The 15,203-nt window shown below is 66.2% G+C and carries 14 protein-coding genes; 6 read left to right on the top strand and 8 right to left on the bottom strand.

The annotated features are described in order from the left end of the window. Positions 1 to 2: 2 nt before the first annotated feature. Entirely contained in the window at positions 3 to 983 is a 981-nt protein-coding gene (locus ACLV74_RS03465) for a phosphatidate cytidylyltransferase (RefSeq protein WP_411877974.1), read from the bottom strand. After that, positions 983 to 1,594 (bottom strand): lysophospholipid acyltransferase family protein, encoded by a 612-nt coding sequence (locus tag ACLV74_RS03470; RefSeq protein WP_411877975.1) that lies wholly within the window; start codon positions 1,592 to 1,594, stop codon positions 983 to 985. Before ACLV74_RS03470 ends, ACLV74_RS03465 begins: the two co-directional genes overlap by 1 nt. 100 nt (positions 1,595 to 1,694) lie before the next feature. Between ACLV74_RS03470 and ACLV74_RS03475 the strand changes: the two genes are divergently transcribed. Then, positions 1,695 to 2,942, top strand: a complete 1,248-nt coding sequence (locus tag ACLV74_RS03475) for a hypothetical protein (RefSeq protein ID WP_411877976.1) — start codon at positions 1,695 to 1,697, stop codon at positions 2,940 to 2,942. 8 nt (positions 2,943 to 2,950) lie between these two features. On the opposite strand, the gene ACLV74_RS03480 is transcribed toward ACLV74_RS03475, so the two are convergent. The 5 genes from ACLV74_RS03480 to ACLV74_RS03500 form a co-directional block, all read right to left on the bottom strand. Further along, positions 2,951 to 3,700, bottom strand: coding sequence for a transglycosylase domain-containing protein (locus tag ACLV74_RS03480; RefSeq protein ID WP_411877977.1), 750 nt, complete (start codon positions 3,698 to 3,700; stop codon positions 2,951 to 2,953). After that, the gene (aroE, locus tag ACLV74_RS03485; RefSeq protein ID WP_411877978.1) at positions 3,697 to 4,536 is read right to left on the bottom strand and encodes a shikimate dehydrogenase; all 840 of its coding nucleotides are present in this window, start codon (positions 4,534 to 4,536) and stop codon (positions 3,697 to 3,699) included. Before aroE ends, ACLV74_RS03480 begins: the two co-directional genes overlap by 4 nt. A 7-nt stretch (positions 4,537 to 4,543) precedes the next feature. Then, the gene (locus ACLV74_RS03490; RefSeq protein ID WP_411877979.1) at positions 4,544 to 5,392 is read right to left on the bottom strand and encodes a TonB family protein; all 849 of its coding nucleotides are present in this window, start codon (positions 5,390 to 5,392) and stop codon (positions 4,544 to 4,546) included. Between the two features lie 38 nt (positions 5,393 to 5,430). Then, positions 5,431 to 7,491 carry a ribonuclease catalytic domain-containing protein gene (locus ACLV74_RS03495; RefSeq protein WP_411877980.1) on the bottom strand — a complete coding sequence of 687 codons (2,061 nt, stop codon included), beginning with the start codon at positions 7,489 to 7,491 and terminating at the stop codon, positions 5,431 to 5,433. Between the two features lie 66 nt (positions 7,492 to 7,557). Further along, entirely contained in the window at positions 7,558 to 8,154 is a 597-nt protein-coding gene (locus tag ACLV74_RS03500) for a YqiA/YcfP family alpha/beta fold hydrolase (RefSeq protein WP_411877981.1), read from the bottom strand. A 52-nt stretch (positions 8,155 to 8,206) separates the two neighbouring features. Between ACLV74_RS03500 and rodA the strand changes: the two genes are divergently transcribed. From rodA to ACLV74_RS03525, 5 genes are all read left to right on the top strand, one after another. After that, positions 8,207 to 9,361, top strand: coding sequence for a rod shape-determining protein RodA (gene rodA / locus ACLV74_RS03505; protein ID WP_411877982.1), 1,155 nt, complete (start codon positions 8,207 to 8,209; stop codon positions 9,359 to 9,361). Between the two features lie 13 nt (positions 9,362 to 9,374). After that, positions 9,375 to 10,256, top strand: a complete 882-nt coding sequence (locus ACLV74_RS03510) for an NAD(P)-dependent oxidoreductase (protein ID WP_411877983.1) — start codon at positions 9,375 to 9,377, stop codon at positions 10,254 to 10,256. Positions 10,257 to 10,332: 76 nt separating this feature from the next. Next, positions 10,333 to 11,856: a metalloprotease TldD gene (gene tldD, locus ACLV74_RS03515; RefSeq protein WP_411877984.1), complete on the top strand. Its 1,524-nt coding sequence runs from the start codon at positions 10,333 to 10,335 to the stop codon at positions 11,854 to 11,856. A gap of 244 nt (positions 11,857 to 12,100) precedes the next feature. Then, positions 12,101 to 13,225 (top strand): 3-deoxy-7-phosphoheptulonate synthase, encoded by a 1,125-nt coding sequence (locus ACLV74_RS03520; protein WP_411877985.1) that lies wholly within the window; start codon positions 12,101 to 12,103, stop codon positions 13,223 to 13,225. An 84-nt stretch (positions 13,226 to 13,309) separates the two neighbouring features. Further along, entirely contained in the window at positions 13,310 to 13,621 is a 312-nt protein-coding gene (locus ACLV74_RS03525) for a hypothetical protein (protein ID WP_411877986.1), read from the top strand. 22 nt (positions 13,622 to 13,643) lie between these two features. Here ACLV74_RS03525 and mpl read toward each other — a convergent pair whose 3' ends face one another. After that, the gene (mpl, locus tag ACLV74_RS03530) at positions 13,644 to 15,071 is read right to left on the bottom strand and encodes a UDP-N-acetylmuramate:L-alanyl-gamma-D-glutamyl-meso-diaminopimelate ligase (RefSeq protein ID WP_411877987.1); all 1,428 of its coding nucleotides are present in this window, start codon (positions 15,069 to 15,071) and stop codon (positions 13,644 to 13,646) included. Positions 15,072 to 15,203: the final 132 nt, after the last annotated feature.

Raw genomic sequence — 15,203 nt, forward strand, 5'->3', positions numbered from 1 at the left:
GCCTAGAGGCCGAAATACCAGCGGACCGAATGAAAGAAGATGGGCGCGCCGAAGCACAGCGCATCCACACGATCCAGCAGGCCGCTGGCGCCGGTCACGCCCACGCCGCGCTTGCCCCAGTTGGGAATGCCGCGGTCGCGCTTGAGGGCTTTCATCACCAGGTGGCCCAGCGAGCCGGAGACGCAGGCGATAAAGGCCATGGCCACGGCCTGCGCCGGCTTGAAGGGCGTGAGGCCCGCCAGCAGGCCGCCCAGCAGGCTGGCCAGGGCGACGGCGATCAGCCAGCTGGTCCAGTTGAAGCTCTTGCTCACATTCGGCGCGCTGGGCGGGCGTTGCAGCTTGCGGCCCACCAGGTGCTCCACGATCATGCAGCTTTGCACCACGAACACCAGGAAGAACACCAGGAAGGCATTCTTGCCCTCGTAATTGGGAAACTTCAGCAGCAACAGGGCCGGCACGTGGCTGATGCCATAGACGCAGACCATGATGCCCCACTGCAGCTTGGCGTTGCGTTCGAGAAAGCGATGCGGGTCGTCGGCCAGCGCGCTGACCACCGGGATGGCCAAAAACACGTAGACCGGGATGAACACGGTGACCAGGTCGAAACGCCGCGTGATCACCAGCGCAAACTGCACCGGCAACACCACAAAAAAGGCCAGCACCAGGCTGCGGTGGTCGCCCTGGCGCGTGGGAGAGAGCGTGATGAACTCGCGCAGCGCAAAAAACGCGACGATGCCGAACAGCACGGTGGCCACGGTTTCGCCCAGCGTCCAGCCAATCCAGAAGACCGTGGACATCAGCCAGGAGGTGCGCAGCAGGCCGTTGAAATCCTTGAGCTTCTGGGTGTGCAGGTCGTCCTCGTGGGTGTCCTTGAGCGACATCACGAAGGCGGCCACGCTGATGGCGGCCAGGATGCCGAAGACCAGCACGAACAGCAGGCCGACCTGGTGCGAGGGTGAAAGATTGCGCAAAAAGGTATTCATCAGGAGTCCCGCAGATCCATCACCGCCTGGCGCGCGCGCGCCAGGAATTCGCCCCGGTCTTCACCGTCGCCCAGGGCAATCGGCGCGCCGAAGGTCACCGAACACAGGATGGGCACCGGCACGACCTCGCCCTTGGGCATGACGCGCTGCACGTTGTTGATCCAGGCCGGCACCAGCACCACGCCGGGAAACTTGAGCGCCAGGTTGTAGAGGCCGGCCTTGAATTTCTGCGGCTCCTCGTGGTTGCCGCGCGTGCCTTCGGGGAACAGGATGATGGAGTCGCCGTTGGTCAGCGCCTCGATCAGCGGCTCCAGCGGGTCCTGGTCGCCGGTCTTGGCGCGGTCCACGTAGATGGCGTTGAACACCGCGGTGGTGATCCATTGCTTGAACGGCGTCTTGGTCCAGTAATCCCTGGCGGCGATGGGGCGCGTGATGCTGCGCAATTCTTCGGGAAGCGCCGCCCACATCAGCACCAGGTCGGCATGGCTTTGGTGGTTGGCGAAATAGATCCGCTGCTCGGCCTTGGGCGGGCAGCCCAGCCAGCGGGCCTGCGCGCCGGTGAGGACGCGTATCAACCCCAGCAGGAAAAGGCTCATGATTTTGGCAAGCATGGTGCCGATGATACGTTCCCGCCGTGACCGGACGGCGTGCATTAGACTCCGGCAAGTACCTGCTTGCGCTTCCACCCCCCAACCCTTCCGTCTGCAGCCGATGCCAAAACTCCCTACGCCCAAGTCTTCCACCCCGTCCCCGCGCGGCGCGCGCCTGTCGCGCTGGCTTGCCGGCAGCGCATGCCTGGCGCTTTCATGCGCCGCCTGGGGCCAGTTCCAGGTCCATGGGCGCTTCTCGGGGTCCACACCCGATGCGGGATGGGGCCTGGCCGGCACGGCCGCACTGACGGCGCCCGCCGCCGATGCCGAAGGCGCGGGCTGGTTGCGGCTCACGGGCAACGCCACCGGCGCGCAGGGCAATGCGCGCCACACCGGCGGCAGCTTCAGTGCGCAGAACGGCGTGACGCTGGCTTTCAGTTATGCCTCCTGGGGTGGCGGTGTGCCGGGCGCCGACGGCATCACGGTATATCTGTACGACGCCACGCAAAACATGGCGGGTGCGTTGCCGGGCGGCGGGCTGGGCTATTGCAAAGGCGCGGGCGGCTACCTGGCTCTGGCGCTGGACGAATACGGCAATTTCTCCAGCCCCGCGGACAACTGTTCCGGTGGCGGTGGACCTGGCGCCGCGCCGCAGGCGCTGGTGCTGCGCGGCCCGGTCGCAGCCGGCAATCCCTTCATCGCCCATGCGGCCATGCCCGGCAATGTGGACCAACCTGCGGCCGCCGCGCGCCCGGCAACGCGTCAGGTCGTGATGACGCTTTCGCCCAAGGCGGCCGGCGTGGGCTACACCATCAACGTCGACGTGCGCGACGGCCCCGCCGGCGCTTTCAGGCGGCTGCTGTCGAATGCGGACTTCCCTTATGCGGCGCCCGCCGCGCTGAGCGTGGGCGTGGCCGGCAGTACAGGCGCGGCCAAGAACGTGCACGAGGTGCGCGACCTGATGGTGACCGGCAACGCGGCCAACCCGCCCGTGGTCAACCAGATCTTCACGCCGCCGGTGATCGCGCCGGGCGGCACCAGCACGCTGGAACTGCATTTCAACAGCCCCGGCCCGCGCCGCGCCGTGCTCAGCGCGCCCTTCACGCAGACGCTGCCCGCGGGCCTGGTGGTGGCCTCGCCCTCAAGCCTGGGCGGCGACTGCCTGGGCACGGTCAACGCGGCGCCGGGCGGCAACACGGTATCCATCGAAGCCGGCATGAACGTGCGCAACGGCGGCTGCGCGGTTTCGCTGAAGGTGCGCGCCGCGGCGGCCGGCACTTACACCAGCACCGCGCCTGTGGGCAGCCTGCAGACCGACCTGGGCCGCAATACGGAGGCCGGCACGGCTTCCCTGGTGGTGAAGCGCTAAGCCAGGCGCTAGGGCAGTTCCACGCCACCCATGCGGGCCACGATGGTGCCGGCGCGCGAGGCGAGGTAGCCTGAGCCGGGCCGGGTTTCAAAATACTTGGGCCGCGGCAGCATCACGGCCAGGCGCGCGGATTCATAGGCGCTGAGTTTGGCCGCGGGCTTGCGGTAGTAATGCTGGGCCGCCGCCTCGGCACCGAACACGCCTTCACCCCATTCCACGCTGTTGAGGTAGATCTCCAGGATGCGCTCCTTGCTCAGCAGCGCTTCCAGCATCAAAGTCAGCACCAGTTCCTGGCCCTTGCGCAGCAGCGTGCGCTCGCCCGACAAAAACAGGTTCTTCGCGAGCTGCTGCGTGATGGTGGAGCCGCCCACGATCTTCACGGGCTTGGGCGGCGCGGCGGCCGCTTTGGCGGGCGCCAGCCGGTTGGCCGACTGCGCGGCGCGCTGCTCGGCCTTGGCGTTTTTGTCCCAGGCTTTTTCAAGCGCTTCCATGTCCACGCCGTCGTGCTCCGCAAAACTCGCGTCTTCCGAAGCGATGACCGCGCGCTTGAGGCTGTCGGGCAGGCTGGCATAGGGCACCCACTGCTGGCGCCATTTCAGCGAGCCGGTGTTGCGTGTGACCAGGTAGGCTTCCGAGCGCTGGAAGGCGGTGGACTCCGGGTCCACCACGGCCATCACGGCGATGCGCGCGACAAAAAAGAGCTGCAAGGCCAGGCCGGCCAGCAGGCCCAGGCCTATGAGCTTGAACAGGGCTTTCATCCCAGCAGCGCCCGCATTTCCCGCAGCACCTGCGCGGAGGGCGGACGCACCTTGCGCCAGAGCTCGAAGGCTTCGGCGGCCTGCTCCACCAGCATGCCCAGGCCGTCGCGCGGCGTGGCGCCCTTGTCTTTGGCCCAGGCCATGAAGGCTGCGGCGGCCGGGCCGTACATCATGTCGCAGGCCAGCGCGCCGGGCTTGAGCACGCTGGCCGAAACCGGCACGCCAGCGCCCGCCAGGCTGCTGGCGCTGGCGTTGATGACCACGTCGAAACTGCCTTGCAGTCCCTGCAAGTCCTCAGTGAGAAGTTCTGTTTTTTCCAGCAGGCTTTGCATGGAGGCATGCGCCCTGTGGCGCGCCACCAGCGCGTCCGCCTTGGCCCGCGTGCGGTTGACGAGCACCAGCCGGCGCGGCCCGGCCGCCAGCAGCGGCGCCAGCGCGCCCGCGCCCGCGCCGCCCGCGCCTATCAGCAGCACGTCGCGCCCGGCCAGCGAGACGCCGGCGTTGTTCTGGATGTCCTTGACCAGGCCCACGCCGTCGGTGTTGTCGGCGTGGACGGCGCCGCCCTGCAGCAACAGGGTGTTGGCGGCCTGCGCAAGCTCGGCCCGGTCGCTGCGTGTGGTGGCGGCTTCAAAGGCATCGAGCTTGAAAGGCACGGTGACGTTGCAGCCCTTGACGCCGCGCTGCTGCAGTTGCGCCAGGTTGGCGGCGAAGGCTTCCAGCGGCACCAGCAGGCGCTCATACTGCAGCGACTGGCCCGTGAGTTCGGCAAAGCGCGCGTGGATCAGCGGCGACTTGCTGTGCGCGATCGGGTTGCCCAGGACGTAGTACTGATCCATGGGAGGCTCAGCGGCTGGTGAGTTTGGTCTCGAGCGTGTCGTCGCGCGTGAACTTGAAACGTGACACGACGACGATCTGGTCGGCCTTGCGGCGCATGGCGTCGCTGAAACGGCCGAAAGGCCCGGTGCCGCGCACGATGCTTTGCGCGCGCCGGTCCAGCGTCAGGTTGCCCGAGGTCTGCACCACTTCTGTGTCGATGACGCTGCCGTCGAAATTCACGGTGACGATCATGGTCAGTTCACCGTACAGTTTTTTACCGGCCTGCTCGGGGAAGTTGACGGTGCCTTTTTCCTCGATCTTGCGGCGCAGCTCGTCGTAGTAGATGGCGTAGACCTCTTCGCGCGTGGCCGGGCTGATGTAGCGCTTTTTGGGCCGCGCGTTTTCTTCGTTGATGCGGCGTTCGATCTCGGCCAGTATCTTGATCAGCTGCTTGCGTTTTTCTTCGCGTTCGGCCTGGGCCGGGCTGTTGGCGGGCTGGGTCAAATCAGGCGGCGGCATGGACGCCAGCTGCTTCTTGATTTGCGCCAGCAACTGGGTTTGCTGCTCCTGCAGCGACTCGACCTTGCGCTGCGCGTCTTCGGTCGCGTCGCCGAGTTCCATCAACGCCGAGGGCGGCAGGGGCGAGGTGGCCCGGCCTTTTTCGGCCTCGCCGCCGCCGGCCAGCGAGGCCTGCGCGATCGCCTTGGCGAAGTCGGGCTTTTCGTTGGACTTGGCGTTGACCAGGATCACTTCCAGCGGCGTGTCCTGGAACACGCGGTTAAAGCGCTCCGGGTCCACAAAACGCACCGTCAGCAGCACCGCGTGAAAGGCGATGGACACGCCGAGGGCAATTTGCAGTGTGCTGGGTGACTTCACAGGAGGAGATTATCGGGGGTTCTGCGCGAAATCAGGTGTCAACCTGCCACAGGAGCCGCCGCGGCGGCATCGGTTTGTGGCTCATTGACATCGACCGCGATGGAGATCGGCCCGGCGGCCATCTCGGATTCGCCATCGTCCTCGCTCAGCGGGTCGGGCGACTCGTCGATTGCCACGTCCAGCCGCTCGGTCACCGTGCCGGAAATATCCAGCGTGATCTCGTCGATCTCACCCAGCCGCACGCGCACCTTGGCGCCGCGCGGCAGGCCTTGCGCGCCCACGGCCGCCAGCACCAGCGGCAGCTCGTCGGCGCGCACCAGGCTGTCCTTGAAAGCGGTGGCCGTCAGTTCGGTGATGCCGTTTTGCTGCAGGTATTTGAGCGTCCAGTAGCGCTCTATGCCGGCCTGGAAGCCGTTGTAGGCGCCGTAGGCGGCGTCAAAACCCGAGATGATGGAAAACAGCTCGGCGTCCTTGGGCTTGAACGGCGCGGCGAGAGCGGCGGTGCGGCCGTGGCGCACGCAACTGATGATTTGCCACTGGTTGACCAGGTCGGTGTAGCGGCGCAGCGGCGAGGTGCTCCAGGCGTAGCTTTTGACGCCCAGGCCCGCATGCGGCAAGGCCTTGGTGCCCATGCGCACTTTCACGCCGGGCGCCAGGCTGGCCTGGCTGCGGTAGATGCCGGGCACGCCGTGCTCGGCCAGCCACTGGCCCCAGGTGCTGTTGGCCAGGATCATGGCCTCGGCCACGATCAGGTCCAGCGGCGCGCCGCGCTGGCGCGTGCTGATGCTGACCGCCTCGTTGCCCTGGGGCTCGCCGCCCGTGGGGTTGTCCAGGCGGAAGTTGTAGTCGGGGCGGTTGAAGTTCTCGGGCTTGCCGCGCGCGATTTCGCGCTGCGCTTTCAGGTGTTTCGCCAGGCGGTGCAGAAAGCTCAGCTCAATGCCCCACTGCACGCCGGTGGGCGGGCTGCCCTGCGCGGCTTCAAAAAAGGCTTCGGTGAAAGTGCTGTCCAGCACGTCGTGGCGCAGGTTGCTCACGATGGGCACCTGCTCAAGCCGGGTCACGCTTTCCTTGATCTCCAGTGTCGCTTCGTCCAGCGTGATGTACAGCGACAGGGCAGGGCAGTTGCGCCCTTCCTGCAGCGTGTAGATTTGGACGACTTCGTCGGGCAGCATGGTCAGCTTGTAGCCCGGCATGTAGACGGTGGACAGCCGCGCGCGGCCTACCGTGTCTATCGGGCCGCCGGGCAGCACGGCCAGGCCCGGCGCGGCGATGTGTATGCCCAGCGTGACGGTGCCGCTGCCCAGGCCCTGTACCGACAGCGCGTCGTCGATCTCGGTGGTGGCCGAGTCGTCGATGGAAAACGCCTTCACGTCGGCCAGCGGCAATTCGTCCTTGATCTCGGGCGCCTGCAGCGCGGGGAAGCCGGTGCCCTTGGGGAAGTTCTCGAACAGGAAACGCTTCCAGTGGAACTGGTAGGGCGAGGCGATGGCGCCGGCCTTTTGCAGCAAATCCAGCGGCGCGGTGTGCGTGGCGCGCGAGGCCTCGACCACGGCCTTGTACTCGGGGCTGTTCTTGTCGGGCTTGAAGAGGATTTTGTAGAGCTGCTCGCGCACCGGCGCCGGGCATTCGCCGCGGCCCAGTTCCTCGGCCCAGGCGGTGATCTGCGCAGCCACCTGTTTTTTCTTCTCGATGGCAGCGAGTGCCTGTTGCAGGATCTCGGCGGGCGCCTTCTTGAAGCGGCCCTTGCCGGCGCGGCGGAAGTAGTGCGGTGCATCGTAGAGGCGGAACAGCGCGGCGGCCTGTTGCTCCAGCGTGGCGGGTTTGCCGTCGGCGCTGAAGTAGTCGCGCGCCAGGTCGGCAAAGCTGAATTCGCCTTCACCGGCAAATTCCCAGGCCAGGTCGAGCTCGATGTCGGTGCTCAATTTCTGCCCGGCGGCCATCAGCTCGGCGGGCGAGGGTTTCTCGAATTTCAGCAGGGCGTTGACGCCTTTGACCTTGACGCGCTTGCCCGAGTCGAGCTCCACCTGCAGCGAAGCATCGCTCTCGGACAAAATGCGGCCGGCCAGAAACTTGCCGGCTTCTTCAAACAATACAAACAAAACGGGATCCCTTTGGTGTCTTTGATGACTTGGGACTAGTGTAATCAGCCCTTGTTGGGGCGGCTTTCAGGCCAGCGCCAGGAAGTCGAGGATTTCCGGCAGGTGCGCGTCAAAGTCGCTCAGCGCATGGTCGCCGCCTTCGAGGATGCGCAGGCGGGCGCCCGCATAACGGCCGGCCATTTCGCGCCAGTCCAGCACCTCGTCGCCCTTGGCGATGAAGGCAAGGTAGTTTTGCGGCGCCTTGAGCGGCCCGGTGTGCTGGGCTTTGAGCTCATCGACAAAACGCGGCTCGAAGAAAAAGTGCTCATCGGCGTTGTGCCAGGCGGTCTGCTCGCCGATGTAGCGGGCCAGGTCGCGCGCCGGCTCCACGGCCGGGTTGAGCAGCACGGCCCTGCAGCCGGTACGCTCGGCCACGGCGGTGGCGTAAAAGCCGCCCAGCGAGGAGCCGACCACCGCCAGGCTTTCAAAGCCGGCCTCCAGCGGCCAGCCGGCGATGGTGTCCATCACCCCGCGCAGCGCGGCCTCGGGCGAGGGCGGCAGCTGCGGGCACCACCAGTGCACGGCCGGATGGCGCCGGGCCACGGCGGCAGCCATTTTTTGCGCCTTCATGGATTGCGGCGAGGAGCGAAAGCCGTGCAGGTAAAGCAGGTGGGTGGTGCGCATGCCCTGATGGTAGACGGGTGGCCTGGGCCGTGGGCTGGCGGATAATCGCCGGATGTCCGCCGTTTTCGACAAACCCTCTCTTTACCAGCGAACGCTGCCCCTGTTGCAAGGCTTTGACGGCCTGCTGGCATTTGCCGTCTTCCTGTTGGCCTGCGCGGGCCTTCTGATCATGTATTCGTCGGGCTATGACCACGGCACCCGTTTTGTCGACCATGCCCGCAACATGCTGATTGCCGGGGCCATCATGTTCGTGGTGGCGCAGGTGCCGCCGCAGCGCCTGATGGCCTTTGCCGTGCCGCTGTACATCGTGGGCGTTACTTTGCTGGTGGCCGTCGCCATCTTCGGCCTGACCAAAAAAGGCGCCAGGCGCTGGCTCAACGTGGGCGTGGTGATCCAGCCCAGCGAAATCCTCAAGATCGCCATGCCGCTGATGCTGGCCTGGTGGTTCCAGAAGCGCGAAGGCCAGTTGCGCCCGCTGGACTTCGTCGCCGCCGTGCTGCTGCTGGCCATGCCGGTGGGGCTGATCATGAAGCAGCCCGACCTGGGCACCTCGCTGCTGGTGCTGGCCGCCGGCCTGGCGGTGATTTTCTTCGCGGGGCTGAGCTGGAAGCTGATCTGGCCGCCCGTGCTGCTGGGCCTCATCGGCGTGTTTCTGGTGGTGTGGTTCGAGCCGCAAATCTGCGCCGACGGCGTGCGCTGGCCCATCCTGCACGACTACCAGCAGCAGCGCATCTGCACCCTGCTGGATCCTTCGCGCGACCCGCTGGGCAAGGGCTTTCACATCATCCAGGGCATGATCGCCATCGGCTCGGGCGGCATCACCGGCAAGGGCTTCATGGCCGGCACGCAGACGCACCTGGAATTCATTCCCGAGCGCACCACCGATTTTATTTTCGCCGCCTATTCCGAGGAGTTCGGCTTGCTGGGCAACCTGCTGCTGATTTCCGGCTTCATCTTCCTGATCCTGCGCGGGCTGGCCATCGCCCTGGAGGCGCCGACGCTGTTCGCGCGCCTGCTGGCGGGCGCGTTGACCATGATTTTTTTCACCTATGCCTTCGTCAACATGGGCATGGTCAGCGGCATCCTGCCCGTGGTGGGCGTGCCGCTGCCCTTCATCAGTTACGGCGGCACCGCCATGGTCACGCTGGGCCTGGCCATCGGCATGCTGATGTCGATCGCCAAGGCCAAGCGCCTGGTGCAGTCCTGAAGAGGCCGGCTCCGTGAGCACCCGCACCGTGACCGTGATCGGGGTGGGCAATATGGGCGCCGGCATGGCGGCCAACCTGCTGGGCAAGGGCTGGGACGCGCGGGTCTGCGACATCGATCAGGCCAAGGTCGCGGCGATGGTGCAACTGGGGGCCGTGGCCGTCTCCCGTCCCGCGGACGCTCCGGCGGATTCCCAGGCTTTCATTGTTTGTGTGGTCGATGCGGCGCAGACCGAGGACGTGCTGTTTGGCGAGCAGGGCCTGGCCCGCATGCTGCGGCCCGGCCATTCGGTGATGCTGTGCCCGACGATTGCGCCCGAGGACGTTGAATTTTTCGCCGCAAGGCTGGCCGAACGCGGCGTGCACACGCTGGACGCGCCCATGTCGGGCGGCCCGGCTCGGGCGCGCGACGGCTCCATGAGCCTGATGCTGGCCTGCCCGCAGGCGGTGTATGAACAGCAGGCCGGCCTGCTGCAGGCTTTGTCGGCCAGGGTCTTCCACCTCAGCGAAAAACCCGGCGACGGCGCCCGCACCAAACTGGTCAACAACCTGCTGGCGGGTATCAACCTGGTGGGCGCCGCCGAGGCGCTGTCGCTGGCCGGCCGTTTGGGGCTGGACCTGGGCAAGACGCTGGACGTGATCGAGCAGTCCAGCGGCCAGAGCTGGATAGGCTCGGACCGCCTGCGCCGGGCGATTGCCGGCGACTACGCGCCGCGCGCCCATATCACTTTGCTCGAAAAAGACACCCGGCTGGCCGTCGCAGCGGCCCGCTCGGCCGGCTTCGAAGGCCCGCTGGGCGAACGCGCCAGCCAGGTCTTCGCCGAGGCGCACCGGGCGGGGCTGGCGGCCGAAGACGACGCTGCGCTGTTCAAGCACCTGGGCGGACAGGGCGGCTGAGCGGCAAGACCCCGCGGCCTGAGCGGCTCGCGCCGCACCCGCCCCGACGCGCGGGCAGACTGCCTACAATGGCCGCATGACCTCACTTCGCTCCACCACCGCCTCCGCTCCCAACAAGTCCACGGCCTCGTCGACCGCCCGGCCCACGGTGGAATCGACCTCGGGGCGGCTGGAGATCGCTCAAAAGCTGCTGCTGGCGCCCTTCGGCCTCACACAGGCGCACCTGAGCCGCGCGCTCGGTGAAATCACCTCGCACGGCGCGGACGATGCCGACCTCTACTTCCAGTACACCCGCAGCGAAGGCTGGAGCCTGGAAGAAGGCATCGTGAAAACCGGCTCCTTCAGCATCGACCAGGGCGTGGGCGTGCGCGCCGTCAGCGGCGAAAAAACCGCCTTTGCCTATTCCGACGACATTTCCGAAGCGTCGCTGCTCGACGCGGCGCGAACGGTGCGCAGCATTTCCGCCGGCGGCAAAAGCGCCCGCGTCAAGACGCCGGCCAGTCGCATCGCCGGCAGCCGCTCGCTTTACCAGGGGCTGGACCCCATCGCCACGCTGGACAGCACGGCCAAGGTCCACCTGCTCGAAAAAGTGGAAAAACTCGCCAAAGCCAAGGACCCGCGCATCGTGCAGGTCATGGCGGGTCTCGCCAGCGAATACGACGTGGTCATGGTCGCGCGCGCCGACGGCACGCTGGCCGCCGACGTGCGCCCGCTGGTGCGCCTGAGCGTGACCGTGATCGCCGAGCAGAAGGGCCGGCGCGAAGTCGGCTCGGGCGGCGGCGGTGGGCGTTTCGGCCTGGCTTATTTTGACGACGCGCAGATCGCCGAATACGTGAACGACGCGGTGAAAGCCGCGTTGACCAACCTCGACGCTCGCCCCGCGCCGGCCGGCGAGATGACGGTGGTGCTGGGCTCGGGCTGGCCCGGCATCCTGTTGCACGAAGCCATAGGCCACGGCCTGGAAGGCGACTTCAACCGCAAGGGCTCCAGCGCGTTTTCCGGCAAGATCGGCCAGCGCGTGGCGGCCAAGGGCGTCACGGTGCTGGACGACGGCACGATTGCCGACCGCCGCGGCTCGCTCAACGTCGACGACGAAGGCAACGCCAGCCAGCGCAACGTGCTGATCGAAGACGGCATCCTCAAGGGCTACATCCAGGACTCGCTCAATGCCCGCCTGATGAAGGTCAAACCCACCGGCAACGGCCGGCGCGAAAGCTACGCCCACGTGCCCATGCCGCGCATGACCAACACCTACATGCTGGGCGGCGACAAGCAGCCCGAAGAAATCGTTGCCAGCATCAAAAAAGGCCTATATGCCACCAACTTCGGCGGCGGCCAGGTCGACATCACCTCCGGCAAGTTCGTGTTTTCGGCCAGCGAAGCCTTCTGGGTCGAAAACGGCAAGATCCTCTACCCCGTCAAGGGCGCGACGATTGTCGGCAACGGCCCCGACGCGCTGACCCGCGTCACCATGATGGGCAACGACATGGCGCTGGACAGCGGCGTCGGCACCTGCGGCAAGGAAGGCCAGAGCGTGCCGGTGGGTGTGGGCCAGCCGACCCTGCGCATCGACGGCCTGACGGTGGGCGGAACCGCCTGAAGCGGGCCGTTTCGGGGCATTTTCGGACCTGTGCTACATTCCAGCTTATGAATTCCGCCAAGTTTTATTTTGCTTACTTTTGGTTCTCAAGCGCTTCCGGCGGTAGAGAGATCATGGCGTGACCCGATAAAACGCACCGATTCTCCAAAAACCGCCGGCTTCCGGCGGTTTTTTTTTGCGCGTCCCGATTGTTGATGTTTGAACGAATCCTGAATTGACCGATATCTAGAAAAGGAAACCAGCGATGAATGCCAAAGCCACCTCCGCCAGCGACAACTGGTATGCGACCGTCGAAAAGACCAGCCAGACCGACGACGAACGCATCAAGGACATCACTGTGTTACCCCCTCCAGAGCATCTCATCCGCTTCTTCCCCATTCGCGGCACCGCCGTCGAGACGCTGATCAGCAAAACCCGCCAGGGCATCCACAACATCATCCAGGGCAAGGACGACCGCCTGCTGGTCGTCGTCGGCCCCTGCTCCATCCACGACCCCATGGCGGCGCTGGAATATGCCCGCAAGCTGGTCGAGCAGCGCAAGAAATACGAGGGCACGCTGGAAATCGTGATGCGCGTCTACTTCGAAAAACCACGCACCACCGTCGGCTGGAAGGGACTGATCAACGACCCCTACCTCGATGAAACCTTCCGCATCGATGAAGGCCTGCGCATCGCGCGCCAGCTGCTGATCGACATCAACCGCCTGGGCCTGCCGGCCGGCAGCGAGTTTCTGGACGTGATCTCGCCGCAGTACATCGGCGACCTGATCTCCTGGGGCGCGATAGGCGCGCGCACCACCGAAAGCCAGGTGCACCGCGAGCTGGCTTCTGGCCTGTCGGCCCCCATCGGTTTCAAGAACGGCACCGACGGCAACATCCGCATCGCCACCGACGCCATCCAGGCGGCGGCGCGCGGCCATCACTTCCTGTCGGTGCACAAAAACGGCCAGGTCGCCATCGTGCAGACCAACGGCAACAAGGACTGCCACGTGATCCTGCGCGGCGGCAAGGCGCCCAACTATGACGCCGCCAGCGTCGCGGCGGCCTGCAAGGAACTGGAAGCCTCCAAACTGCCGGCCACGCTGATGGTGGACTGCAGCCACGCCAACAGTTCCAAGCAGCACGAAAAGCAGGTGGAGGTGGCGCGCGACATCGCGGGCCAGGTGGCCGGCGGCTCACGCCATGTGTTCGGCCTGATGGTGGAAAGCCATCTCAACGCCGGCGCGCAGAAGTTCACGCCCGGCAAGGACGACTCGAAAGCGCTGGAATACGGCAAGAGCATCACCGACGCCTGCCTGGGCTGGAGCGATTCGCTGGACGTGCTGGAAATTTTGTCGTCCGCCGTGCTCAAGCGCCGCGCCGGTAAATAAGGGGCATCAGGCGCTTGCGGGTTTGTGCGAATAGCCGCAACACCCGCAAGTCACCGACCATGGGCCCTTGACCAGGAGCACATCATGCGCAGCGAAGTCAGTGTGAGCTTCAAGGACAGCCCGCCCGTGCGGTTGGACCTCAACGAAGTGCAGCCCATGCCGCACGACGTGGCAAGGGGGTGGCTGGACGAGCAGTTCACGCAGATGGGCTGCGAACCGTTGCGGCCCACCGGCAAGCTGCTGACGGCCGACAAGGTCGTGGTGGTGGCCCAAGCCGCCGGGCCGGCGAAGTTCGCCGAGGCCAAATGGGCGCAGGAGTTTGCCCGCGCGACCAGCGCGGCGCTGGCCAAGCCGGTGGTTCACATCGATGTGGCCGCGCTCACCATCAGCTACTAATATAAATAGGCATCCGGAGCGCTCAGGCCTTGAGCGCCTCCAGCAATTTGGCGTGAATCCCGCCAAACCCCCCGTTACTCATGCACAGCAAATGGTCGCCGGGCCGGGCTGCGGCCTTGACCTGATCGAGCAGCTGGTCAATGGTGCCGGCCACCTGGGCGCGTTCTCCCATGGGCGCGAGCGCGGCGCGCGCGTCCCAGTCCAGCCCGCCGGCGTGGCAGAAAGCCAGGTCGGCCTGTTCCAGGCTCCAGGGCAACTGGGCTGTCATGGCGCCCAGTTTCATGGTGTTGCTGCGCGGCTCGAAGATGGCGACGATGCGTTCGCTGCCCCGGCCGGCGCTTTGCAGCTGGCGGCGCAGGCCGTCCACCGTGGTGTGGATGGCGGTGGGGTGGTGCGCGAAGTCGTCGTACACGGTGATGTCGCCGCCTTTGCGCGGGATCACGCCGCGCACTTCCATGCGGCGCTTGACGTTCTGGAACGCCGCCAGCGCGCGGGACGCGGCCGCGGGCGCCACGCCCACGTGCTCGGCCGCCGCGATGGCAGCCAGGGCATTGAGCTGGTTGTGCACGCCGCTGAGGCCCCACTGCACATGGGCCACGGCCTCGCCGGCCTTGAGCACGTGGAAGTCATGCGGCTCGCCGTGGGCCGTGAAGCCGGCCTTGTTCAGCAGGCCGTCGCCGAAGAGCAACTGCTCACTCCAGCAGCCCTGGGCCAGCACGCGCTGCAGGCTGGCCTCGGCCGCGTTGACCACGACGCGTCCCTGCGAGGGCACGGTGCGCACCAGGTGGTGGAACTGGCGTTCAATGGCTGCCAGGTCGTCAAAGATGTCGGCGTGGTCGAATTCCAGGTTGTTCAGCACGGCGGTGCGCGGCCGGTAGTGCACGAACTTGCTGCGCTTGTCGAAAAACGCCGTGTCGTACTCATCGGCCTCGATCACAAAGGTATTTCCTTCGCCCAGCCGCGCCGAAACGCCGAAATTGAGCGGCACGCCGCCGACCAGGAAACCCGGCTGCAGCCCGGCATGCTCCAGAATCCAGGCCAGCATGGCCGTGGTGGTGGTCTTGCCGTGCGTGCCGGCCACGGCCAGCACATGGCGCGGGCCGGTCGCGTGATGGGTGGGGTGGTGAAGGACGTGGCCCGACAGCCATTGCGGGCCGCTGGTATAGGGCTTGCCGCTGTTCAAAATGGCTTCCATGAGCGGGTATTTGGGCGTCCCGTCGGCCAGCCGGGCGCGTGAGATCACGTTGCCGACCACGAACACGTCGGGCTCGAACGCCATCTGGTCGGCGCCGTAGCCTTCGATCAGCTCGATGCCCAGGCCGCGCAACTGGTCGCTCATGGGCGGGTAGACGCCGGTGTCGCAACCCGTGACTTTGTGCCCCGCCTCCCGCGCCAGGGCGGCCAGGCCGCCCATAAAAGTGCCGCAGATTCCCAGAATATGTATGTGCATGGGCCTGTATTCTAGGCAGGGCTTTCCGCCAGTCCTCTGGCGCCGGGGCGGACTGCCGCGCTGGGGGGTGAACTTTAGGAGCTTGCGAAGGCCTAACCGGGCACAATTGCTTCGCCGCTCCCGTATCTTCTT

Origin of the sequence: Polaromonas sp. YR568 (genome assembly GCF_943369415.1) — a bacterium.
GTDB lineage: Bacteria > Pseudomonadota > Gammaproteobacteria > Burkholderiales > Burkholderiaceae_C > Polaromonas.